At 72.7% G+C, this 24,259-nt stretch carries 17 protein-coding genes; 5 read left to right on the top strand and 12 right to left on the bottom strand.

Features of this window, described 5'->3' with window-relative positions:
- Window positions 1-92: 92 nt before the first annotated feature.
- From ACFXG1_RS11825 to ACFXG1_RS11785, 9 genes are all read right to left on the bottom strand, one after another.
- The gene (locus tag ACFXG1_RS11825) at window positions 93-2,738 is read right to left on the bottom strand and encodes a polynucleotide kinase-phosphatase (RefSeq protein ID WP_384721037.1); all 2,646 of its coding nucleotides are present in this window, start codon (window positions 2,736-2,738) and stop codon (window positions 93-95) included.
- Complete coding sequence (locus tag ACFXG1_RS11820) at window positions 2,735-4,309, bottom strand: 3' terminal RNA ribose 2'-O-methyltransferase Hen1 (protein ID WP_384742219.1); 1,575 nt, start codon at window positions 4,307-4,309, stop codon at window positions 2,735-2,737. The genes ACFXG1_RS11825 and ACFXG1_RS11820 overlap by 4 nt, the downstream gene beginning before the upstream one ends.
- Before the next feature lie 141 nt (window positions 4,310-4,450).
- Window positions 4,451-5,434, bottom strand: coding sequence for a homocysteine S-methyltransferase (gene mmuM, locus ACFXG1_RS11815; protein WP_384711428.1), 984 nt, complete (start codon window positions 5,432-5,434; stop codon window positions 4,451-4,453).
- Window positions 5,435-5,439: 5 nt separating this feature from the next.
- Window positions 5,440-6,363, bottom strand: coding sequence for an LLM class F420-dependent oxidoreductase (locus ACFXG1_RS11810; RefSeq protein WP_384742217.1), 924 nt, complete (start codon window positions 6,361-6,363; stop codon window positions 5,440-5,442).
- A gap of 336 nt (window positions 6,364-6,699) precedes the next feature.
- Window positions 6,700-7,509, bottom strand: a complete 810-nt coding sequence (locus ACFXG1_RS11805) for a DUF6099 family protein (protein ID WP_384711421.1) — start codon at window positions 7,507-7,509, stop codon at window positions 6,700-6,702.
- A 340-nt stretch (window positions 7,510-7,849) separates the two neighbouring features.
- Window positions 7,850-8,134 (bottom strand): nucleotide pyrophosphohydrolase, encoded by a 285-nt coding sequence (locus ACFXG1_RS11800; protein ID WP_384711434.1) that lies wholly within the window; start codon window positions 8,132-8,134, stop codon window positions 7,850-7,852.
- Window positions 8,135-8,244: 110 nt separating this feature from the next.
- Window positions 8,245-9,450 carry an AAA family ATPase gene (locus ACFXG1_RS11795; protein ID WP_384711418.1) on the bottom strand — a complete coding sequence of 402 codons (1,206 nt, stop codon included), beginning with the start codon at window positions 9,448-9,450 and terminating at the stop codon, window positions 8,245-8,247.
- Window positions 9,451-9,657: 207 nt separating this feature from the next.
- Window positions 9,658-10,080 (bottom strand): cell division protein SepF, encoded by a 423-nt coding sequence (locus ACFXG1_RS11790; protein WP_384711415.1) that lies wholly within the window; start codon window positions 10,078-10,080, stop codon window positions 9,658-9,660.
- A 368-nt stretch (window positions 10,081-10,448) separates the two neighbouring features.
- Window positions 10,449-14,237: a BTAD domain-containing putative transcriptional regulator gene (locus ACFXG1_RS11785; RefSeq protein WP_384742214.1), complete on the bottom strand. Its 3,789-nt coding sequence runs from the start codon at window positions 14,235-14,237 to the stop codon at window positions 10,449-10,451.
- Window positions 14,238-14,389: 152 nt separating this feature from the next.
- Between ACFXG1_RS11785 and ACFXG1_RS11780 the strand changes: the two genes are divergently transcribed.
- Both ACFXG1_RS11780 and ACFXG1_RS11775 read left to right on the top strand, forming a co-directional pair.
- A complete protein-coding gene (locus ACFXG1_RS11780) occupies window positions 14,390-15,328 on the top strand; it encodes a ParB/RepB/Spo0J family partition protein (protein WP_384714478.1) in 939 nt (312 codons plus the stop codon).
- Between the two features lie 728 nt (window positions 15,329-16,056).
- A complete protein-coding gene (locus ACFXG1_RS11775) occupies window positions 16,057-16,788 on the top strand; it encodes a gamma-glutamyl-gamma-aminobutyrate hydrolase family protein (RefSeq protein WP_384714487.1) in 732 nt (243 codons plus the stop codon).
- A 133-nt stretch (window positions 16,789-16,921) separates the two neighbouring features.
- On the opposite strand, the gene sepH is transcribed toward ACFXG1_RS11775, so the two are convergent.
- Complete coding sequence (gene sepH, locus ACFXG1_RS11770) at window positions 16,922-18,001, bottom strand: septation protein SepH (protein ID WP_384714475.1); 1,080 nt, start codon at window positions 17,999-18,001, stop codon at window positions 16,922-16,924.
- Window positions 18,002-18,457: 456 nt separating this feature from the next.
- On the opposite strand from sepH, the gene ACFXG1_RS11765 reads away from it, so the two are divergent.
- Window positions 18,458-19,357: a hypothetical protein gene (locus ACFXG1_RS11765; RefSeq protein ID WP_384714473.1), complete on the top strand. Its 900-nt coding sequence runs from the start codon at window positions 18,458-18,460 to the stop codon at window positions 19,355-19,357.
- A gap of 13 nt (window positions 19,358-19,370) precedes the next feature.
- Here the strand turns inward: ACFXG1_RS11765 and ACFXG1_RS11760 are convergent, their stop codons facing one another.
- Window positions 19,371-20,693 (bottom strand): D-arabinono-1,4-lactone oxidase, encoded by a 1,323-nt coding sequence (locus ACFXG1_RS11760; protein WP_384742211.1) that lies wholly within the window; start codon window positions 20,691-20,693, stop codon window positions 19,371-19,373.
- A complete protein-coding gene (locus ACFXG1_RS11755; RefSeq protein ID WP_384742209.1) occupies window positions 20,650-21,897 on the bottom strand; it encodes an MFS transporter in 1,248 nt (415 codons plus the stop codon). Before ACFXG1_RS11755 ends, ACFXG1_RS11760 begins: the two co-directional genes overlap by 44 nt.
- A gap of 225 nt (window positions 21,898-22,122) precedes the next feature.
- On the opposite strand from ACFXG1_RS11755, the gene ACFXG1_RS11750 reads away from it, so the two are divergent.
- Together ACFXG1_RS11750 and ACFXG1_RS11745 are read left to right on the top strand one after the other, a co-directional pair.
- Window positions 22,123-23,250 carry a ferrochelatase gene (locus tag ACFXG1_RS11750; protein WP_384721900.1) on the top strand — a complete coding sequence of 376 codons (1,128 nt, stop codon included), beginning with the start codon at window positions 22,123-22,125 and terminating at the stop codon, window positions 23,248-23,250.
- 101 nt (window positions 23,251-23,351) lie between these two features.
- Window positions 23,352-24,161, top strand: a complete 810-nt coding sequence (locus ACFXG1_RS11745; protein ID WP_384742207.1) for an inositol monophosphatase family protein — start codon at window positions 23,352-23,354, stop codon at window positions 24,159-24,161.
- The last annotated feature ends 98 nt before the right edge of the window (window positions 24,162-24,259 follow it).

Genomic DNA, 24,259 nt, shown 5'->3' with positions numbered 1-24,259 from the left:
GTGGACTCCGGTACCTTCTCCCCCGCCCGTCCGATGCCGGACGGGCGGGGGAACGTTCCGGGACCGTTCCCCCGGAACGGTCCCGGACCGCGTCAGAGCCTCGGGTCCACCGGCTCGGACTCCAGTGCCAGGACCGCGAACACGGCCTCGTGGATCCGCCAGAGCGCCTCACCGCCGCCGAGCCGGTCGAGTGCCTCGACACCGAGGGCGTACTCCCGCAGCGCGAGCGACCGCTTGTGGTTGAGGAATCGCTTCCGCAGCTGTTCCAGGTGGACCGGGCGGGTGTACTCCGGACCGTAGATGATCCGCAGGTACTCCCGTCCCCTGACCTTGACCCCGGGCTGGACCAGTGCGTTCTTCGGGGTGCGCCCGAGCGGCTGGAGCGGCTTGACCACCATGCCCTCGCCGCCGCGTCCGGTCATCTCCAGCCACCAGTCGGTCCCGGCGCGGACGGATTCCTCGTCACCGGTGTCGACGATCAGCCGCCGGGTGACCTGGAGGAGTCCGGTGGGGTCGTGTTCCACCAGGCGGTCGAGGAGTCCGAGCTGTTCGTCGTGGGGCAGACCCGCGAGGGACCGTCCGCGGACGGCGAGGATCTGGAACGGCGCGAGCCGTACGCCGTCCAGTCCGTCCGTCGTCCAGCAGTAGCGGCGGTACGCGTCGACGAAGGCCTCGGCGTCCGCGGCCCGCTCCCGCTGCGCGGCCGCGAGTGCGCCGGTGTCGACGCCCCGGGCGGCGGCGGCTTTCAGCGCCTGCGTGGCCGCCGGGAAGACGGCTCCGGCTGCGGCACCGACGGCCGCGTACTGGTTGCGGAGCAGACCGGAGGCCTTGAGCGACCAGGGCATCAGCTCGGCGTCGAGCAACAGCCAGTCGGTGTCCAGCTCGTCCCAGAGCCCGGCGGCCGTCACGGCCGACCGCAGCCGGTCCAGAATCCGCTCGGTGAAGGACTCGTCGGAGAAGAACGGCCGTCCGGTACGGGTGTACAGCGCGCCGGTCGGGCCGCCGGTGCCGTCCGCCGTACCGACGCCGAAGCGTTCGTAGGCGGCCGCGGCGTCCCGGCAGACCAGGGCGACGGCACGGGAGCCCATGTGCTTCTCCTCGCACACGACCCGGTCCACACCGTCCTCGCGGTACTGCGCGAACGCCTCGGCCGGGTGCTCCAGATATCCCTCGACCGTCGAGGTCGCGGTGGGGGCCATCGTCGGCGGCAGATAGACCATCAGCCGGGGGTCGACCGCGAAGCGGCTCATCACCTCCAGGGCGGCGGCCGCGTTCTCCTCCCGGACTCCGACCCGGGCCATATGGGTGGTCTCGACGACGCGGCGCCCCTGGACGTCGGTCAGGTCGAGCGGTCGTCCCTCCCGGGCGCCCGGGGCCTCGGTGAGCAGCGGTTTCACCGGTTCGTACCAGACCTTCTCGGCGGGGACGTCCACCAGCTCGCGCTCGGGCCAGCGCAGGGCGGTCATCCGGCCGCCGAAGACGACTCCGGTGTCGAGGCAGATGGTGTTGTTGATCCAGGAGGTGTTGGGTACCGGGGTGTGTCCGTAGACCACGGCGGCCCGGCCCCGGTACTCCTCGGCCCAGGGGTAGCGCACCGGCAGGCCGAACTCGTCGGTCTCGCCCGTGGTGTCGCCGTAGAGCGCGTGGGAGCGGACCCGGCCGGAGGTGCGGCCGTGGTACTTCTCCGGCAGACCGGCGTGGCAGACGACGAGGTCACCGCCGTCGAGCACATAGTGGCTGACCAGGCCGTCGATGAACTCCCGTACGCGATCCCGGAAGGCGGGGTCCTTCTCGTCCTCCCGCTCCAGCTGTTCGATGGTCTCGGCGAGACCATGGGTGTGCTGGACGTTGCGTCCCTTGAGGTAACGGCCGAGCTTGTTCTCATGGTTCCCCGGGACGCAGAGGGCGTTGCCGGAGGCCACCATGGACATCACCAGCCGCAGTACGCCGGGGCTGTCGGGCCCGCGGTCCACCAGGTCGCCGACGAAGACCGCGGTCCGGCCCTGCGGATGCGCCCCGTTCTCGTAGCCGAGCGCGGCCAGCAGGGTCTCCAGTTCGGAGCGGCAGCCGTGGATGTCGCCGATGATGTCGAAGGGGCCGGCGAGGTGCCGGAGGTCGTTGTAACGCCGTTCGAGGACGACTTCGGCCGTGTCCACCTCGGTCGTGCCGCGCAGGATGTGTACCTTGCGGAAGCCCTCGCGTTCCAGGGCGCGCAGGGATCTGCGCAGTTCGGCACGGTGCCGCTTGATGACCCGGCGGGGCATGTCGGCCCGGTCGGGGCGGCCGGCGTTCCGTTCGGCGCAGACCTCCTCGGGCATGTCGAGGACGATCGCGATGGGCAGGACGTCGTGCTCGCGGGCCAGCCGGACGAGCTGTTTGCGGCTCTCGGCCTGGACGTTGGTGGCGTCGACGACGGTCAGCCGTCCGGCGGCGAGCCGCTTGCCCGCGATGTAGTGGAGGACGTCGAAGGCGTCCTTGCTGGCCGACTGGTCGTTCTCGTCGTCGGCGACCAGGCCGCGGCAGAAGTCCGAGGAGATGATCTCGGTCGGCTTGAAGTGGCGGCGGGCGAAGGTGGACTTGCCGGCTCCGCTGGCGCCGACGAGGACGACGAGGGAGAGGTCGGTGACCGGCAGACGCCGCCCGGCCGGTGCCACGGCGGCGATGCCGCCGTCGCCCGTGCTGTCGTTGATGCCCGTGGTGTCGTTGATGCCGGTGCTGCCGGTCTCGTGGGTGGTCATGCGGCCTTCGCCTCCTTCTCGGTGTCGTGGTGCCCGGTGCCGTCGCGCCCGGTTCGGACGTCGCTGGTGCGGCCGTCGCCGGTTCGGTCGTTTCCGGTACGGCTCCGGCCGCCGCGGTCGGCGGGGTCGGCGTCGACCCGGGTGAAGACCGCCATCTGGGTAGGCGGCCCGACCTCGGGGTCGTCGGGCCCCACCGGGAGGTAGGCGACGGTGTAGCCGTCCCGTTCGGCGACCGTCTCCGCCCAGCTCCGGAACTCCGCCCGGCTCCACTCGAAGCGGTGGTCCCCGTGGCGTACGTGTCCGGCGGGGAGGGACTCCCAGCGGACGTTGTACTCGACGTTCGGGGTGGTGACGATCACGGTCGCGGGCCGGGCCGCGCGGAAGACCGCGTACTCCAGGGCGGGCAGCCGCGGCAGATCGAGATGCTCGACGACCTCGCTCAGCACGGCGGCGTCATAGCCCTTGAGCCGCTTGTCGGTGTAGGTGAGCGCACCCTGGAGCAGCTGGACGCGACCGGCCTGCCGCTCGCCGAGGCGGTCCAGCTTCAGCCGCCGCGCGGCGACGGTCAGCGCCCGGACGGAGACGTCGACCCCGACGATCTCGGTGAAGCGGACGTCCTTGAGGAGCGCCTGTACGAGCTGGCCCTGTCCGCAGCCCAGGTCGAGGACGCGGCTCGCGCCGGAGTCGCGCAGGACCGCGAGGATCGCCTCCCGCCGCTGTTCGGCGAGTGGAACCGGGCGTTCCTCGGTATCGGTCGTCTCGTCCACGGCATTGTCGACCTCCTCGACGTCGAGGAAGTCGGCTTCGGCCAGCCGGACCAGTTCCAGACGCTCCGTGGCCTGCCGGGTCAGGCTCCAGCGGCGGGCGAGGTAGCGGTTGGTGATGAGCTTGCGTTCGGGGTGGTCGGCGAGCCAGCCCTCTCCCGCGCGGATGAGCTTGTCGACCTCGTCGGGGGCGACCCAGTAGTGCTTGGCGTCGTCGAGGACCGGCAGGAGTACGTAGAGCTGCCGCAGGGCGTCCGCGAGCCGCAGTTCACCCTCCAGGACGAGCCGGACGTAACGCGAGTCGCCCCATTCGGGGAACTGCTCGTCCAGCGCCACCGGAACGGCATCGACGGACGCCCAGCCGAGCGGTGCGAACAACGCGGTGACCAGGTCGGGGCCGCCGCGAGCGGGCAGGACGGGCACCTCGATCCGCAACGGCATCGGCTCCTCGGCCCGTTCGGGCCTCGACTCGCAGATTCCGCGCAGGGCGCTGCGGAAGACGGTGCTCAGCGCGACGGAGAGGAGGGAGGAGGCGGCGTACGGCCGGTCGTTGACGTATTGCGCGAGTGCCGCGTCCGGCGCGCCGCCGCGCCCCTTCTCCTTGCCTCGGCGCACGAGCGCCACGGGGTCCACCTCCAGCAGCAGTGCCGCCGTGCACCGCTCGGCGGACGCCTCGGGGTAGAAGACATGGGCCCGCCCGTGCGAGGTGGTGAACGACTGCGCCTTGTCGGGATGCTTGTGCAGCAGGAAGCCCAAGTCGGTCGCGGGTCGCTCGGCGGTGCCGGTGGTACGGATCGTTAGGAACACCTGACCGATTATGGGGGTTTCCCACCGATCCGGGTGCGGATTAATTCCCCGCCGCCCGGACAAGACGGCCCGGACACCAAGGCCCCGGTCGTACGTGCGCACTTCACCCGGCCCGTCGGCGAGCGCGGGCGGGCGTGCCGTTCAACCCCGGATGGGCCCGCTGCCGCCGGACGGCGTGCCGCCGGGCGGGGCGGAACCGGGCGGGGCGGAACCGGGCGGGGTCTCACCGGAGACGGCCGCCGCGATGCCCTCCACGGTGCCGGGGCCGACCCGGCAACAACCGCCGACCAGCCGGGCACCCGCTTCGAGCCAGTCGCGTACCCGCCCCGGGTCGTAACGGACCGGCCCGTACCATTCCTTGCGCCGCCCGTCCCACGCCTCCCCGCTGTTCGGATAGGCCACCACCGGTTTGCCGGTGACCTCGGCCGCCAGGGCCACGGCCCCCGCGGTGTCGGCCGGTTCACAGCAGTTCACCCCGACCGCGATCACCTGGTCGACTCCCCGGACCAGCCCGAAGGCCGGACCGAGGTCCTGCCCGGCGCGGGTCCGCTCACCACTGATGGTGTACGAGAGCCATACCGGCACCCCGCAGCCCTCGACGGCCCGGAGCAGCGCCTCCGCCTCCACCGCGTCCGGCACGGTCTCCAGCGCCAGCGCGTCCGGCGCGGCGGCGGCCAGGGCCTCGATCCGGGGCCGGTGGAAGCGCTCCAGCTCCCGGACCGAGAGGCCGTACCGCCCGCGGTACTCGCCGCCGTCCGCGAGGACCGCTCCGTACGGTCCCACCGAGGCCGCGACCCAGGTCTCGGCACCGGCCTCGTCGGCGGCTGACCTGGCGAGCGCGACGCTCCGGGCGAACAACGCCTCGGCCGCCGCCCGTCCCTTACCGCCCCGGGCGAATCCCTCGAAGGACGCCTGGTAGCTCGCCGTGGTCAGAACGCGGGCGCCCGCCGCGGCGTAGGCGCGGTGCGCCGCCCCGATCACCCCGGGCTCGTCCATCAGCAGCCGGGCCGACCACAGCTCCCCCGAGAGGTCGTGCCCCCACTCCTCCAGCAGGGTGGCCAGGCCGCCGTCGAGCACGAGGGCGCCCCGGGCGAGCACATCACCGAGCGGGCGAGCGGGGCGCACGGTCGTCAGCCCAGCTGGGACTGGACCTGGGCGGAGATCAGCTCCAGATGGTCGAGATCGGAGAGGTCGAGCATCTGGAGGTAGATCCGGGACGAGCCGACGGCCGCGTACCGCCCGATCTTGTCGACGACCTCGGCGGGCGATCCGGCGAGACCGTTCGTCTTCAGTTCGTCGACCTCCCGGCCGATGGCCGCCGCCCGCCGTGCCACCTCGGCGTCGTCCCGGCCGACGCAGACCACGAGCGCGTTCGAGTACACCAGGTCGTCGGGGCGGCGGCCGTGGGCCTCCGCCGCGGCCCGGACCCGGCCGAACTGCCGCTCGGTGTCCTCGACCGAGGCGAACGGGATGTTGAACTCGTCCGCGTATCGCGCGGCGAGCCGCGGGGTACGTGTCGCCCCGTGACCGCCGATCAGGACCGGCACCCGGTCCTGCGCGGGCTTGGGCAGGGCGGGCGAGTCCGTGAGCCGGTAGTGCGCGCCCTCGTACGAGAACGTCTCCCCCACGGGCGTGGACCACAGGCCCGTGACGATCGCCAGCTGCTCCTCCAGCCGGGCGAACTTCTCCTTGGGGAAGGGGATGCCGTACGCCTGGTGCTCCCCCTCGAACCAGCCGGCGCCGAGACCGAGCTCGATCCGGCCGCCCGACATCGCGTCGACCTGGGCGACCTGGATGGCAAGGACGCCCGGGAGCCGGAAGGTGCCCGCCGTCATCAGCGTGCCCAGCCGGATCCGGCTGGTCTCCCGGGCCAGCCCGGCAAGAGTGATCCAGGCGTCGGTCGGGCCGGGCAGTCCATCGGCGGACCCCATGGCCAGATAGTGGTCCGAGCGGAAGAAGGCGTCGAATCCGAGGTCCTCGGTGGCCTTGGCGACGGTCAGAAGGGTGTCGTAGGTCGCGCCCTGCTGGGGCTCGGTGAAGATGCGCAGATGCATGGCTCCATCCTGCACCCCCGGGAGTGTCCGGAACCCGTCGGCCTCGCCCGCCCGACCGGTGCGGCGGGCCGAAACCGCCGGTCCGGTCGATCCCGGCCGCCCCGGCTCGCGTCCGCCGGCGGGGCATCCGCCCTTCCGGACGCGCGGCCACGAGACGGCAGGCCAGCAGACACCCGGTCACCAACCAGCCCATCGCCCCGACCAGTCCGGTCAGCCGGGTCAGCCCGATGGGTCCCGTCGGTCCGGTCGAGCCGGTCGAGCCGGTCACCAGGCGTGCGATGACCAGACGCCGGGCCTTCGGACGCCGGGCCTTCGGACGTCCGGCCCCGCGCCCGGTCACGACGCTCCCGCCGCCGAGTCCACGGCGCCCGGGAGCCCGTGTGCTCCGTCGGCTTCCGCCGCCCCGTCCGGCGGGCTCTCCGGACGACCGGACGACCGGGGGCGCCGACCGGCCGCACCGGACGCCCGGCCGGACCTCGGCGGCAGCGGCACATGGGAGGTCACGGCCCCACTCGCCCTGGGCCGCGCGCCCGGCACCGGCCCCGGCGGCAGTGCCGGACCCGGGCCGCCGACCGGACTCCCCGGATCCACGCGACCGACCGGATCCACCGGATCCCGGTGGCCCACGGGAGCGTCCGACGGGCCCGCGCGCTCCCCGACCCCGCCCGGCGGCCTGCGCAGGTCCCGGCCCGCCAGATCACCGGACGCGAGCCTGCGAAGCATCGCCCGCACCCTGTCACCCGCCTCGTCGGCGGCGTCCATCGCCTCGATGCAGTGCCAGTACAACCCCTCCTCGTCCGTGGCGCACGCCACCCCGACGAGGGCTATCCCCACCTCGGCGAGCAGCGCACCGAGCGCGATCAGCGCCTCACGGGGATCGTCGATACCCATCAGCCGGGCGGCCCTGATCTCGCCCTTCACGGGTTCGAAACCGCCGGGGCGGTCCAAGTCTCCCGAGCCGGGGCCACCGGTCTCGGCGAGCCCTCGCGCGTCTCTGCTCAGCTCCGGCGGTCCGAGGGCCACCAGCCGCGCACCGATCGTCTGTGCCAACAGCTGCGCCTGCCACGCCTCGACCACCACCTCGGAAAGCACCCTGCTCCGCGCAAGGGCGTGCCGACTCATGTCGATGAGTCGCTCCGCGTCCATGTACGCCGCCCCCGATCGTACGACTGTCTGCCCACAGTTTCATTACCCAGCGTGAAGGTCTTTGAGTCAAAACGCCAGAGGAAAACGGAAATCTATGGACAGGAAGCCAGATGTTAATAACTCGATAACTCCGGAGAGTGACAAATTCATGATCCACAAGGCCCGATACCAGGATCCCCATCACCCTCAACTCCCCCCAAAAGCCACGGAAAGCCCGGCCGGCCCGGCGACCGGGCACGACCAAACGGCCACCGGCACCCCCACCCGTCCGGGGACCATCCATCCCTCCGGCCGCCCGCCCGGGGCCCCGTCGACTTTCGTCCGCCGCCCCGCGGCCGGCTCAAGGCCGCGGAAACCGCTTCTCGTTGCGGTCGATCTTGTCCGAGAGCGCGGCCGGCGCGTCGATCCCCAGGACCGCGCAGAATTGCAGCAGATACGCGAGGACGTCGGCGACCTCGTCCCGTACCCGGTGCGCCGTCTCCGCGTCCGCCATCACCCGAGCCGACTGCTCCGGCGTCAGCCACTGGAAGATCTCCACCAGTTCGGCCGCCTCGACGCTCAGCGCCACGGCCAGATTCTTGGGCGTGTGGTACGGCCCCCACTCCCGCGCCTCGGCGAACTCCACGAGCCTGCGCTGGAGCGCCGCGACATCAAGGCCGTCGCCCCCTCCCGCGCCGCCGCGCGGCTCGCCGCCCGCCTCGTGTCCCGTACCGTCCGCTCCACCGTTCCGTTCCGTCACGGCACCAGGTCTACCACCGACACCCCCGCGAGCCCCCGCGCGAACGAGGCGTCGCACACCGAACCCACCAGCCGTACGTGCCCCCGCGTCGCCATCTCCGCGGCCAGCGCCACCAACTCCCGTGACTGGTGGGCGTCGAGACCGCGGTCGAATCCGTCGGCCAGGACGGTGAGCGACTGGTACGCGTCCGGGATCTCCGCCGCCCGGTCCATGGCCAGCACTCCCGGCCCGGTGAGCAGCACAAGCGCCAGCGCGAGAAACCGCAGTTCGCCCTCCCCCAGCCGCTCCACCGGCGTGGCCGCCCGCCCGGGACCCCGCTCCAGCAGCGCCCTCAGCGTCCCGTCCGACAGCTCCTCCACCGCCAGTTCGGCCACCTCCCCCGCGCACCCCGTCCGCGCCGCCGCGGTCAGCCGGGCGTGCCGCCTGGCGCACTGGTCCCGGGTCCTGTGCAGCACCTCCGCCAGATTGCCGCAGCTCCGCCGGAGCCGTCCGTCGCCGGCCGCCACGGGCCGCCGCATCCCACGCGGCTGCGGATCGCAGGCGAAGACCGAACGGAGCGCGACCACAACCTGCTCCGCCGCGGCGAGCACCAGCAGCTGGCCCGCCGTCTTGCCCGCCACCCGGAGCGGCAGCAACGAGGTACCGAGCCGGTCGTCGGGCAGCGGGGCCCGGGTCACCGGTACGGATCCCGCGGTCAGCCACTCCGCCTGCACGGAGGGCCGTTCGGGGTCGCGCAGCGCCGTACTGAGCAGGGTCCGCCCGGCACAGGTGAGCCGCTCCCCCACGATCCGCAGGGCGGGCTCGGCCTGAACCGCGAGATCGAGCCGTACGGCACCGGCCGGGCCTTCGACCGTACAGCCGATCCGGAAGCCACGGCGCCCCTGCGCGTCGGCGTCGGCCCACTCCGGCACACAGGCCGCGGGATCGGGGAAGACCTCATCGAGACCGGCGCCCCCGGCGAGCGCGCCGAGGGCCTCGTACGCCTGTAAAACGCTGGACTTGCCACTGCCGCTGGCGCCCGCGAACAGGGTCAGCGGCGTCAGCCGGAAGCTCGCGCTCCGGTGAGTTCTGAAGGCCGAGAGCCGCACCTCGGTGACGGTGGGGCGGAGCGGCGGCGCGTCGGTGGTGACAGCGGTCCGGTGGGAAGGGGGCCCGGCGGGGCGGGAGATGGGCACGGCGCCGAGCGGCGCGTTCTCGTCCATGCGCCGGACGGTACGCAGCCCCGTCGGCGCCGAACCGTTTTGTCGCGCGGACCTTCCTACGAACGGGCGACCCGGCGGGACGGGAACACCCCCGCGCCCGCCCCGGACGCCCCGGACGCCCCGGCACAACGGCCGGGACGACGGCCGACGGGCGGAGGGCCCGTCAGACTCAGGACCGGCAGACTCAGGACCGACGGATCGGCGGACTCAGGATCTCGGCAGCGGTGTGGTGGTGAAGGTGCCGGTGGCAGCCTCCGCCATCCCGTCGACCTCCGTCCCGACCGGGGTCAGGAGAAAGACGTTCCGGTCGACCCGGTGCATCCCACAGCCGAGCCCGAAGACGACTCCACTGCTGAAGTCGAGGATCCGCTTCGCCACATCCGTGTCCGCGCTCGTCAGGTCGAGCAGCACCGGAATCCCGGCGATCAGATACTCGGCGACCTCCCGTGCGTCCGCGAAGATCTGCACCCGCAACACGATGAACCGCCGCTGTCTCGCCGCCGCGTAGTCCTGGGGAACGGTGCGGTGGTCCACCCGCGACGGCCACTCGTCGCGCCCGCGCAACGGCACGACCTGCGCGAGGCCCTCCCACTGCTCGTCGGTGACGTCGTACCTTTCGTACCTGCTCATGGCCCTATCCTCCCGCCCCTCACCCGTTCGGCCCAAACGCGACACGGATGCGTCGCGCACCTTTCGCCGCCGGCCGGAACCCACCCGAAGCCGCCCGAGCGACCCGGAGCCGCCCGAAACGGCCTGAAGCGGGCCTCGTTCGCCCAGAACCGATCCGGGCCGGAACCACGTTCGCCCGGAGCCGTACCCGTCCCTCGGGCGCCGAATCACCGATGCCGCATCACCGGTGCCGCATCATCAGCGCCGCATCGGCGATCCCGAATCGACGGGCGCCCCATCACCGATTCGACAGCACCCGGTTCGACAGCCCCGGTTCCTGCCGGTCGAAAAACCGTACCCAACGGCACTGACAACGACCCCCGCCACGATCAGTTCGGCAGACACAGCTCCACATACCCGTCCTCCGACGGCAGCCCCTCCATGGGCCGCCCGAAGGGCGAGTGCAGCGGCCGGTACCCGGTACTGGAGTAGATGTCCTCCGCGAGCCGCCCGGCCCGCGCCGCCGACGCCGTGTCCCCGCACGCCGCCTGCGACAGCGCGATCACGGCCTGCGCGTGCCCCTCCTGGAGCCGAAGCTGGGACTCCTTGGCAAGACTGAGGGCCGACGCCGCGTACCCCAGCGCCTCCAACGGCCGGTACATCCGGGCCGCGCAGACGCCGAGGCCCAGCAGGGCCATCGTGCGTCCCTTCAGATAGCCGATGCTCTCGGCCGTGTCCCGGGCGAGCCTGAAGTGCTCGAAGGCCCGCTCGTACTGGCCGAGCTGATACCGGGCGTGCCCCATGGCGATCATGGCGTCCATCCGCAGCCGGGGGCGCCCCGAGCGCCGGCTGAGCCGACACGCCGTCAGCGCCGCCCGCAGCGCGCCGTGGCCGTCCCCGGCCTCGGCTCCGATCAGGGCGAGCACGCTGAGAACCTCGGCCTCGCCCGGCAGATTCCCGATGGCCTGGAAGCCCCGGCGGGACGTCATGGCGAGCTCCTGGGCCGTCACCAGCAGCCCCAGATCCAGGGAGATCGTCGCCAGGGTGCAGCTGATCCGCGACGGGCTGTCCGGGGCGCCGATCTTGCGGGAGAGGGCGAGGGCCCGGCGGCAGAGCCGTTCCGCCTCCCGCAGCCGCCCCATGCTGTGCAGCACCTCTCCGAGGCCGAGGAAGGGCTGGGACGGGCTGCGCCGCAGCTTGCGGTTGATGGCGATCGACTGGCCGTAGTACTCGGCGGCCCGGCTCAGCCGTCCGAGGTCGCCGGAGACCCCCGCGAGATTGGAGAGCGCGACGGACTCGGCGACACCCCACCCGGCCCGCCTGGCCAGCTCGATGGCACGCTCGAAGTGGTTACGGCTCCGTTCCAGATCGCCCTTGGTGAAGCTGACGAGCCCCAGGCTCTGATGGGCCGCCGCCTGCCCCTTGACGTCCCCGGCCTCGCGCGCCGTCCGCAGTGCGACGGTGGCGACGGCGAGCCAGGAGTCGGTATGGCGGCGGAGCCAGAAGTAGCCCCGCAGGATGTCGGCGATGATCCAGACACTGGGGTCAGGCGCCGTGTCCGAATCCTCACCGCCCGTCCAACCACCGTGCTCCGGGAGTCCCGCACCCCCTGTGCCGGTGTCTCCGGGGAGTTCCGCCGCCTCGGCGTCGATCAGCCTCACGAGATCCGCGTGTTCCGCGTCGAACCAGTCGGCCGCCCGCTGCGGGTCGTCGAAGACGGCCGGAGCCGCGTCCGCCGCCACCGGCGCCACCTCCAGCCGGAGCATCTGCGGATAGAGACAGCGGGCCGCGGAGTCCGCCGACGCCGCGTACCAGCGGAGCAGCCGGCGGCGCGCCTCCCGCTGGGATGGAACCGGATCCCCTGCTTCCGAAAGCAGCCTCGCGTACCACCAGATCAGATCGTGCAGTCTCAACCGGTCCCGGCCGATCCGCTCCACCAAGTGCTCGGCGAAGAGCCGGTCGAGAATCCGGGTCGCCGCCTGCACCGAGCGCCCCAGAAGCGCCGCGACCGCGGGGACCGTCGTCGCGGGCCCGGGCAGGATCCCCAGCGTACGGAAGGCGTCCCGCGCGTCCGGGTCGAGCCGCCGGTACGACAGCTCGAACGTCCGGCGTACCGCGGAGTCCGGATCGCCCGCCACCGCCAGCGTCTCCAGGGGATTCCCCGAGCGCAGCTCCCGCACATGGTGGGCGATCAGACTGTCCGGGTGCAGGGCGAGGTTCGCGGCGGCGATCCGCAGCGCCAGCGGACTGCGCCCGCAGATGGCGACCAGGTCGTTCATCGCCTCGGGCTCCGCGTCGGCCCTGCGGATCCCCACGACGCTGCGGACCAGCGCCTTGGCGTCGTCCGACGCCAAGGGGCGCAGCGGCAGCATCGACGCGCCATGGGTGACGATCAGCGACCCCAGCCGGTTACGGCTGGTGACCAGGGCGAGGCATCCGGTGTCGTACGGCAGCAGTTGTCGTACCTGATCGGCTGATTCCGCATTGTCCAGAACGATCAGTACGCGCCGGTCGGCGAGGGTGCTCTGATACAGCTCCGCCATCTCGGCGAGCTCATGCGGAATGTTCTGGTACGCGATCCCCAGCGCGCGCAGCAAACCGGACAGCGCCTCCTTGGGGCGCATCGGGCTCTCGTCGCTGTGGCCGCGGAGATCGAGGAAGAGCTGGCCGTCGGGGAAGGCGTCCCGGGATCCGCGGCACCACTGAAGGGCCAGCGCCGTCTTGCCGCTGCCGGCCGGGCCCACGATCATCAGCACGCCGGAGCCGCCCCGCGCCTCCTCCACGAGCCGCCCCATCTGGGCCAGTTCCTTGGCCCGCCCGATGAAGGCACCGGTCCGGGACTGACGCTGGACGGACTCGGCCTCGGGCCGTACGAACTCCGCGTCGCACTCGTCGTGGGTGCGCGCGTGGTCGTGGCCGTACGCGGCGACCGGCCCGTGGCCGTGTCCCTGGCCGTATCCCTGGCCGCGACCCTGGCCGTATCCCTGGCCCTGCCCCTGTTCGGCGTTACGGGCGGCTGCGGGACCGGGGGCACGGTCCTGACCGGGCGTCGGCACACGGCGGTGTCCGTGGTCGACGTCGTGGCCGGTCTCGCAGATATGCGCGGCCGCCGCCGGCCCGTCCGCCGGGCCGCCCTCGGCCACCGGCCCACGGCCGGACTCACCGCCCCGGGGTCCGTCCGAAGGCCGGCGTGCGCCCCGGCCCGTGCGGAACCCGTCGGGCCCCTCCCCGTCGTCGTCCGGCGCGGCCTCCGCCGCCCGGCCCCGGTCGGTGAGGACCCGTCCCCCGAAGCCCTGCCGCCACCCGCCGGACCCTCCCCCGCGGGGGTTGGGCACGGCTCCCAGGAACCACCCGGACCGGCCCGACGTATCGCCCCGGCCCCGTTCCGTACGGGGGACCACCGCGTCGTCCAGCAGCAGCGGATCGGCCCGCAGGATCATGTTCTGCACCTGCTGGAGGTCGGCACCGGGATCGAGGCCGAGGTCCTCCGCGAGCCGCGTCCGGGTCTCGTTGTAGACCTCCAGCGCCTCGCCCCGGTGATCGGCCCGGTACAGGGCGATCATCCGGAGCATGGCGAGCCGCTCGTGGTGCGGATGGTCGGCCGTGGCCCGCGCCAGCTCCTCCAGGACCAGCTCCCGACGCCCCAGCAGCAGCCGGGTCTCCGCGCGCTGGGTGACGGCGGAGATGTACGACTCCTCGAATCCGGCGCCCAGACGGCGCACCAGGCCCTCGGGCGCGGTGCCCGCGAGCACCGGGCCGCCCCAGTCGGCGAGCGCCTGGTCGAGCAGGCGCAGCCGCTCGTCGAGGTTGTCGGCGCGCTCGGCCCGCAGCAGCGACGAACGGAACCGGTGGAGGTCGACCGCGTCGGGATCGCCCTCGATCTGGTAGCCGTCGCCCGACTTCACCAGTGCGAAGCCGTAGTGCTCGGCGTCCTCGGCCGTGAACCTGCCGCGGAGCCGCGAGACATGGACCTGGAGACTGCCTCTGGCGCTCGACGGCGGCTGTCCCTCGTCCCAAAGCAGACTGATCAGTCGGTTTGCCGGAACCACGCGTCCGACGTCGAGCAGCAACAGCCCGAGCAGCAGCCGCTCCCGGCGCCGCCCGATGCGCAAGGACGCTCCCCTGGCGGTCCATTCCAGGCCGCCGAGGATCCGGAACCGCATTCCCCCATCGGTCATGTCGTGAATCCTCCGCAATCACCCCGCTCGGTGGCAAGCGCTTGGCAATCAGTTGGCCAGGGTCTGGCCGGTGGACTCTGGGACATTTGCCGTCTGCTCGGGCTTGAACACGGGGAACTCGGGCGGCTAGCAAGAGGAAAGGGCTCACCAGCATGTCATTCGATATGTTCATCGAGACCGACAGGACGCTCAAGACACGACCCCAGAGTGACACGGACCACCGGGAAACCGAAGCCGGGCAGCCGTCGGAGCTGCCGCTCGACGCGATCGGCCAGAACCCGGACAACCCCCGGGAGCTGCGCGACCTCGATCCGCTGACCACCAGCATCCGGGAGATCGGGCTCGTCAACGCGATCACGGTCGCCTCGGTCGAGGCGTATGTACGGGAGCGGCCGGCCCGTGCGCACGAACTGGCCCCGGGCGCCCGGTACATCGTGGTCGACGGCCACCGCCGACTCGAAGCGGCCCGGCGGGCGGACCTGGCCTCCGTCCGCGTCAGCGTCGACGACGCGCTCGTCTCGACCGACCGCTCCCTCCTGGAAGCGGCGTTCGTCGCCAATGTGCACCGCGACGACATGAATCCGCTGGAGCAGGCGTACGCGCTCAAGAAGCTGGTGGAGTTCTACGGCTCCCAGAACAAGGCCGCCAAGCGGCTCGGGATCGCCCAGTCGACCATCTCCTCCAAGCTCTCGGTCCTCGAACTCGGCCCGGAGCTGCAGGCCGACCTGCTCGCGGGCCGGCGCAAGGTCGTGCATGTGCGCAATCTCTCCCGGCTCAGCCCGCAGCAGCAGAAGCAGCGGGCCGACGCACGGGCGGCGGCCTCCGAGTCACGGGGCACCGACACCCGGGGCGCCGGGCGCCCGGTCGACCACCGGCATCCGGCACGGGTGCACCCGCAGGGGGCCGCGGTGACCGGCATCGCGCGCCAGCGCGGCGTCGTGACGATGCCGTGGGCCGACGGGGTGGCCTGCGCGGAGATCGCGATCGCCCGGATGCGACCGCTGGAGCGGCGGCGGATGCTCCAGCGGCTGTGGCACGAGGCCGAGAAGGAGGCCCGGGCGGCGCGCCAGACCACGCACCGCCGGGCCTGAACCGGCCCTTCCGCCGCCCGGACGGGCCGGTCCACGCCGGACCGACCAACCGACCAGCCGGCCACCCGGGTCACCGACCCGGAACCGGCCCGTCCGGAATCTTTCGCAACCGTGACCCGACTTGTGCAAGAGACCTGTTTAAGAGGTCTGCTCAAGAGGCCCGTTGAACCGACCGCCTGTTGAACCGACCCCGTGTACCGAACCCCGAACCGCCCCGTGACCGCTTCCTGAGAACCCCGTAACCGAACCCGAAGCCCCGTGTCCGGCATCCGACACCCCCGAGCCCGGCCCCCGCTCACCGACCGGCGCCCGATCCGGGCACCCTTCGCCGACCGGAGGTCCGCGCTCCCTCCCGTCCGGCGCCTTCCCTCCCGTACGCCGGTCCCGTCCGGTCCGGAGATCCGCAGCCGTCCCCGGACCGCGGCGGAAGCGGCGTACTCGCATGGCACCCCGACCGCGGTCGCCAGAACCCCCGAGTCCCAGTACGCGGCGGACGCGCCGCGCGGGCTCATGACACGGATCGAGAGGAACACCCTCTCGGGCATGACCCCGGAGGAATGAATCACCGGATCCGTGCAACCCCGGACCCGCGTACCAGGTCCTTCCCAGAGGGCTCCCCTCCCCAGGCCGTCGCTTGCCCGTCATTCGTTCGACGCCGTACGATTCCCGTCTTCCGCAGCAGTCCGGCGACGGCCTGGACGCACAGACCCTTGGATCCGCCAGTGACCCTGCCGAGACCCCTCATCGCGATCCCCGCCCGCTTCTCCGCCTCGGCTTCGGGCCTGCGGTACGCCGCTATGGTCAGTGCCCGGGCCCTGGTGGACGCGGTGTGGCGGGCGGGCGGTGAGCCCATCACGGTCCATCCGTACGCTCCCGGCGGGATCGCGTACTCGGACGACGTGGCGGCCCGGCTCGCCCGCTTCGACGGGGTCCTGCTGCCCGGCGGCGGCGATATCGCCCCGCATCGTTACGGCGACGGCGCCCCCGACGGCATATTCGCCGACGGTCTCGACGACGAGCAGGACGGCTTCGATCTGGAGCTGGCCCGGCAGGCGCTCCGTACCGGACTACCGATCCTCGCGGTCTGCCGCGGCCTCCAGATCGTCAACACCGTGCTGGGCGGCACCCTGTACGAGGACACCCGGGGCCCCGAGACCGGGCACCGGCATCTGATGCACCCGGTGACCCTGCGGCCCGGCTCGCGGATCGCGCGGATCATCGGCGGCGAGACGGTGAAGGCGTCCTGCTACCACCATCACCGGGTGGACCGGCTCGGCGACGGCCTGCGGGTCACGGCGAGGGCGGCGGACGGCACCCCGGAGGCGCTGGAACTCGTCGGCGCCAAGGACTGGATGACGGCCGTTCAGTGGCACCCTGAGGACACCGCGGACGACGACCCGGCGCAGCAGCGGATCTTCGACGCGTTCGTCCGGGCGTCCGCGGGCGAGACCGACCGCTGACCGGCCACCGGACGTCCCCGGCCGCGCGGCCCGAGGGCGCCGGCCGCCCCCGTCCGACCGCAGGCATACGCACACCGCACACCGCACACGAGCGTCCCGCCCGGACCACCGTCCGACCGGAGCGGCGCCCGGGTCAGTCCTGCTTCTTGCGACGGGTCCCGAAGACGATCTCGTCCCAGCTCGGCACGGCGGCGCGCCGCCCGGGACGGACACCGTCCGCCTCGGCCTGCCGGTCCGTCGTCCCGATCAGCCTGTCCCGGTGTCCCGCCACCGAACGCGGCATCAGGACATCGGCGTACGCGGACCCGGCGCCAGCCGAGGCCGCGGGTGCCACGCTCTCCTCCGCCTCGTCGGGCTCGACCACGGTCTCCGCGGCCGCCTCCGATGCCGTCGGGCGCTCCGGCACGACCAGGTCGCCCCGGAAGCTGGGAACGGCTTCCAGCAGGCTCGTCAGGGAGTCGCGCTCACCGGTGTCGTCGGACGCGCCGGGGACCGCGCCCGGGGAACGTTCCGGCGCCCGGTCGAGAGTCCGGTCCAGCGGCCGGTCCCGGGGCAGCCGGGCGATCCTCGGTACGAACGGGACACTGGCGTCCGGCGCGGCGATGGTGTCGTCGGTCTCGCCGATCAACGCCCGCGCCTCGTCGTCCACGGCCTGCACCAACCGGCGCGGCGGGTCGTAGGTCCAGCTCGCCGAGTGGGGCTCACCGGCGACCCGGTAGATCAGCAGGACCTCCCAGGTGCCGTCGTCGCGGCGCCAGGAGTCCCACAACGCGGTGTCCTTCTCCGCGCCGCGCAGCACCAGCCGTTCCTGGACGGCCTCGCCGAGCGGCGGCCCCGAGTTCTCCCCGGGACGGCGTACGGGAGTCTTGCGGGCGCGCTCGGCCATGAACGCGCGCTCTGCCAGTACGGGACCCTCGAAGCGGCGTACCCGCTCGACCGGGATACCGGCCAGCTGGGCGACCTCCTCGGCCGACGCTCCCGCGCGTATCCGGGCCTGGATGTCCCGGGGGCGGAGGTGGCTCTCCACCTCGATCTCGATCTGGCCGAGGCGGGCACGGTCGTTGCGCACGGCGGCCCGCAGCCGCTCGTCGATCGGAAGGGTGTACTCCGTGCTGTCCGCAGCCTTGAGCACCAGTCGTGTGCCGTCGTTGGAGACGGCCACGACACGCAGTTCGGGCATGGGGACCTCCCGGGTGGTGCCTGCCGACGTCACCTGTGCGTCGCTGCTTCCGCTAGTCGAGTGTGGCCTGCCCGGGTGCAGCCTGCCACAACCTTGCCGAGTTGCTCCGGCGTGTCGGGCACAGGCCCGTGATTGCCGTTGTGGCACGGTTACCTGTTGACCACTCAGCGTGATCGCGAGATCACTCTGCGTGCAGATTTCCATGCGGTATCGCGGCACCGCCGGATCGAGCGCCGCTTTCGGCCCCCATTCCCGGGGGTCCGGGCACCCGTGAGGGAGTCCGGGCCCAGGGCTCGCCACAGTACTCCATTCGGGCCATCAGGGAGGACTGCCGCGCCGCCGAAGTTGACGCGGCGGGCCGGAGTTCGCCACCGGGGCGGCGGCCACGGGTGTTCTCCTTCACACAATCTCCCCAAAGGGAACTATTCACTTCGCCCGATGTGTCCCTCATGAGTACGCGAAACGACGAAGGGCGAACAGGGACCGACGATGCGACAGACCCCGGACACCGGTGCGAACCGGAACCGCCGGAACGATCCGCCGGACCCGGCCGAACAAGGGCCCCGGCACCTCGACCTGAGCGTCCCCCAGGTCGCCGGAAGCGCCCTGGCCGCGGTCGCCGCCGCCGTACTCGCCTCCCGTCTGGGGGTGTACGGCACGATCATCGGCGCGGGAGTCGTCTCCATCGTCGCCACCTGCGGCGGCTCGGTCTTCCAGCATCTTTTCAGCCGTACCGGTGACCAACTGCGCGACTCCGGCGGGCTCGGCCGGTCCGGCAGGCGCCGTCCGAAGGCGGACAGGGCCCCGGAACCCGCCGCCGCGCCCGACGGGGCGTTCGGCGCCGCCACCATCCACGGCACCCGGGTACGGGGCTGGCGGCGGCCCGTAGCGGCGGCGGCCGTCGTCTTCGGCGTCGCCATGGCCGGAATCACCGGCTACGAGATGCTGTCCGGATCCGGCCTCGACGGCGGCAAGGGCACCACCGTCGGTACGGTCGTCCGGGGCGGCACGGGCGGCGGCGACAGCGGCCCGCCGCGCGAACCGTCGCGACAGCCGGACACGGAGCGGGACCGGCACCGGGAGGACGGCCCGGCCCCCGGGGGAACCCCCACCGCTCCCCCGCCGGCGGAAGAGGGCGAGGGCTCCGGTCCGGGCCGGGAGGACGGCTCCCCGGAGCCTCCCGCCGAGAGCCCGGCGCCCGACCCCACCGGCTCCCCCGGCACCTCACCCACGTCACCCACCTCACCGGCCCCGCCGCCCCCTGGTACCGGCGGCGACAACGGGGCGGCCTCCGGCGCCGACGGCGGCGGTACGGGCACGGGTACGGGTAAGGGCTCCGGTACGCCGCCGGGGGCACCCGGCACCGGTACGGACGGCACCGCCCGGTGATCCCGCGGCCCGTTCAGGCGCCCAGCACCCGCCGCAGATAGTCGTTCCCGAACCGGCGCTCCGGGTCCAGCCGGTCCCGGAGCGCCGTGAACTCCCCGAACCGGGGGTAGGCGCGCGCCAGATAGTCCGCGTCCCGGGTGTGCAGCTTCCCCCAGTGCGGGCGCCCGTCATGGGCGGTCATGATGTGCTCGACGGCCGTGAAGTAGGCGCGGTGGGGCGTCCCCCTGTACAAATGCACGGCTATATAGGCGCTGTCCCGCCCCGACGCTGTGGACAGGGTGATGTCGTCGGCCGGGGCGGTCCGTACCTCGACCGGGAAACTGATCTTCAGCGGGGAGCGCTCGATCATCGCCCGCACCTCGCGCAGCGCCGCCGTACACGCCTCGCGGGGCACCGCGTACTCCATCTCCAGGAAGCGCACCCGGCGCGGAGAGGTGAAGACCTTGTAGGGAATATCGGTATACGTACGGGGGGAGAGCGCGCGGCTGGCGAGCCGGGCGATCGCCGGAATGGTCGCGGGCACGGCCCGGCCGACCGTATTGGCCACCTGGAACAGCCCGTTGGACAGGAGTTCGTCGTCGATCCAGCCGCTGACGGCCCCCGGCGGGGCCACGGGTCCGGCGCTGCGGTTGTTCCGCTTGGTGTTGCAGTTACCCGTGTGGGGGAACCAGTAGAACTCGAAGTGCTCGTTCTCCGCGTACAGCGCGTCGAAGTCGGCCGTGACCCGGTCGAAGGACATCGGTTCCTCGCGCGCGGCCAGCAGGAAGAGGGGCTCGACCGCGAAGGTGACCGCCGTGATCACCCCCAGGGCGCCCAGACCGATCCTGGCGGCGGCGAAGATCTCGGGACGGGTGTCGGCGTCGCAGGTCAGCAGGGTGCCGTCGGCGGTGACCAGCTCCAGGGCCCGGATCTGGGCGGCGAGGGAGCCGGAGTCGCGGCCGGTGCCGTGCGTACCGGTACTGACCGCCCCGGCGACGGTCTGCGCCATGATGTCGCCCATGTTGGCGAGGGTCAGCCCCTCCCGGGCGAGTACGGCGTTCAACCGGCGCAGCGGGGTGCCGGACCCGACGGTGACCGTCATCGCCGCCCGGTCGATCCGCCGGATGCCGGTAAGCAGATCCGGACGGATCAGCACTCCGTCGGTGGCGGCGACGGCCGTGAAGGAGTGCCCCGTTCCGACCGTCTTCACCGTCAGGCCGTCCTCGGCGGCCCGCCGTACGGCGGCGGCGACCTCGTCCGCCGAGGCGGGCGACTCCTCCCGCGCCGGACGCGCGGTGACGTTCCCCGCCCAGTTACGCCAGACGCGCGTCCTGTTCGCCCTGCTGATCGTGCTCATCGACCGGCTGCCCCTCCGTCGTCGGCGCCGGCTCGCGCAGCCGGCGGTACCCGAGGAACGCCACCACGGCGGCCAGCGCCCCGGCAACCCCCGGTACGCCGTAGGCCGCGCGGGCGCCCCACTCGTCGACGGCGGTGCCCGCGGCCCCGGAGCCGAGCGCGACACCGACCGCGAGCCCCGTACTGACCCAGGTCATGCCCTCGGTCAGCTTGGTGCCGGGGACGTGCGATGCGACCAGCCCCATGGTCGTCACCATCGTCGGGGCGATCGCCAGGCCCGCGAAGAAGAGCGTCACGCAGAGGGCAGGCAGGCTCGCGACGAACTGGAGCGGGATCAGGCTGACGGCCATCGCGCAGACGCCCAGCAGCCAGCGGGGCCCGGCGGCCCCCTTGAGCCGCAGCAGCCCGAAGACCAGTCCGGCCAGACAGGAACCGGCCGCGTAGATCGCCAGCGCCAGGCTCGACGCCGCCTTGTTTCCCAGCTCATCGGCGAAGGCCACGGAGACCACCTCGACCGAGCCGAAGACGACGCCCGTGGCCACGCAGGTCACCACCAGCACCTGCAGACCGCGGGAGGCCAGCGCGGAGCCCGCGGTGTGCTCGTCGCGCGGGGCGGGTACGGGCTCGGTGGCCTTCTGCGCGGTCAGCCAGAACACGCCGATCAGCAGGAACATTCCGGCGAGCAAGGGGCCGGCGGCCGGGAACCAGCCGGTGGAGAGTCCGATCGCGAGCGGCGGACCGGCGATGAAGCAGATCTCGTCGACGGTGGCTTCCCAGGAGTACGCGGTGTGCAGCTCGCTCCGGCCGCGGTAGATCGCCGCCCAGCGGGCCCGGACCATCGAGCCGACGCTGGGGACGGAGCCGGCTCCGACGGCGAACACGAAGAACGTCCACACCGGGGCGTCGGCGGTCGCGCAGAGGATCAGACCGGCTCCGGAGCCCGCCGCCACCAGGGTCGCCGGGCGCAGCACCTTGGTCTGCCCGTGCCGGTCGACGAGCCGGGCGATCTGGGGTCCGATCGCGGCGGCGGCCAGGGCGATGGTCGCCGTGACCAGTCCGGCGAGCCGGTAGCTGCCGGTCAGCTCGGAGATCATCGCCAGGACGCCGACACCGGTCATCGCCAGCGGCAGCCGTCCGACGAGTCCGGCGGTGGAGAACGCCATGGTGCCGGGTGCGGCGAAAAGGGCGCGATAGGGACTGGGCAACACGTTCTCCGAGGGCACGGCCGGTACGGCGTATCGATGCGCTGACAGGCTACGGGGCCGGTCCCGCTTTGCGCACCGTGGTTATCCTCACCCCCGGTGAGCTGGGACGACGCCCTTCGGAACAGGGATGGGCCCCGGCGGTCCGCGGGGTGTTCCCGCCACGCCGATGGCTGTCGACGGCGGGTGGGTGCGGTGCTGTCGGTGCCGGGTGGGAGGATCGGTGACATGTCCGACCAGCATGACTCCGCACCGTACGACGCTCTGCTCCTGCTCTCCTTCGGCGGCCCCGAGGGACCCGATGACGTGGTCCCGTTCCTGGAGAACGTGACCCGGGGCAGAGGCATCCCCAAGGAGCGGCTGAAAGAGGTCGGTCAGCACTACTTCCTGTTCGGCGGGGTCAGTCCGATCAACGATCAGAACCGGGCCCTGCTGGAGGCCCTCCGGAAGGACTTCGCGGACCACGGCCTCGGCCTCCCCGTGTACTGGGGCAACCGGAACTGGGCCCCGTATCTGACGGACACGCTGCGGGAGATGGTCCGGGACGGCCATCGCCGGATCGTCACGCTCACCACCAGCGCCTACGCCTCCTACTCGGGTTGCCGTCAGTACCGCGAGAATCTGGCGGACTCCCTCGCGGCGCTGGCCGCGGAGGGTCTCGAACCGCCGCGTGTGGACAAGCTCCGCCACTACTTCAACCACCCCGGGTTCCTGCGTCCCATGATCGACGGGGTGCTCACGGCCCTGGCCGAGCTGCCCGAGGTCGTCCGGGCGGGTGCGCATCTGGCGTTCACGACGCACTCCATCCCGGACACCGCGGCGGACACCTCGGGCCCGGTGTCCGGGCACGGCGACGGCGGGGCGTACGTACGCCAGCATCTGGACGTGGCCCGGGTGATCGCGGACGCGGTACGCGAGGAGACCGGCGTGGACCGCCCCTGGCGGCTGGTCTACCAGTCGCGCAGCGGCGCCCCGCACATCCCCTGGCTCGAGCCGGACATCTGCGACCACCTCGAAGAGCTGAGCGGCGCCGGGGCGCCGGCCGCCGTGATGGTGCCCATCGGCTTCGTCTCGGACCATATGGAGGTGCTGTACGACCTGGACACGGAGGCGGCGGCCAAGGCGGCCGAGCTGGGGCTTCCGGTCCGGCGGTCGGCCACGGTGGGCGCGGACCCGAGATTCGCGGCCGCCGTGCGCGAGCTGGTGCTGGAACGGGCGGCGACGGAGCGCGGCGAGCGGGTGCGGCCGTGCGCGCTGGGGGCACTGGGCCCCTCGCACGACCTGTGCCCGGTGGGCTGCTGCCCGGCGCGCGGCCCGCGGCCCGCGGCGGCGGGCGCGGACAGTCCGTACGCGTGAGCGGCCCGTCTCCCGTCCACGCTCCGAAGACCGCCAACCGCCGTACGCAAACCGCGGACGGCAGACCGCAGACCGTGAACCGCAGACCGTGAGGAATGTACGTGACCGCGACAAGTGACCCCGTGCTCCCCGAACTGCTCGCCCTGGCCCTGGAGGCCGCCGACCGGGCCGGGAGGCTGTTGCGCGACGGCCGCCCGGACGATCTGTCCGTCGCCGCCACCAAGTCCAGCCCGATCGATGTCGTCACCGAGATGGACATCGCGGCGGAGAAGCTGGTCACCGGCTTTCTGGCCGAGCACAGGCCGGACGACGGCTTCCTCGGCGAGGAGGGGGCGTCCCGGGCGGGCACCAGTGGTATCCGCTGGGTCGTCGACCCCCTGGACGGGACCGTGAACTATCTCTACGGGCTGCCGACCTGGGCGGTGTCGATCGCGGCCCAGCGCGAGGGCGAGACGGTGGTCGGGGTGGTCGCGGTCCCGATGCGCGGCGAGACCAGCCGGGCCGTGGCCGGTGGCGGCGCGTTCCTGAACGACCGGCCGATCCGCTGCCGCCCGGCGCCCCCGCTGGACCAGGCCCTGATCGCCACGGGCTTCAGCTACGTCAGGGATGTACGGGCCCACCAGGCGCGGGTCGCGGAGCGGCTGATCCCCCGGTTCCGGGACATCCGGCGCGGCGGCGCGGCGGCGGTGGACCTGTGCGATGTGGCGGCGGGCCGGGTCGACGGCTACTACGAGCGGGGGCTCAACCCCTGGGATCTGGCGGCGGGCGATCTGATCGCCCGCGAGGCCGGGGCCCTCACCGGCGGGCGGCCGGGCGAGGCCCCCTCGGGCGAACTGACCGTCGCGGCGGCGCCGGGGGTCTTCGCCCCGCTGCAGGGCCTGCTGGAGGAGTCCGGCGCCTGGCACGACTGACACCGACACGCGGGAGAAGGCGTGGGCCCCGCCCCGTCGCGCCCGGCCCAACGCCCAACCCAAAACCAAGTGCACGTGAGCGACGAACCACGGCCCCA

The organism is Streptomyces sp. NPDC059248, from assembly GCF_042753905.1.
Lineage (GTDB): Bacteria > Actinomycetota > Actinomycetes > Streptomycetales > Streptomycetaceae > Streptomyces.
This window is presented reverse-complemented; position numbering and strand designations above follow the sequence as displayed.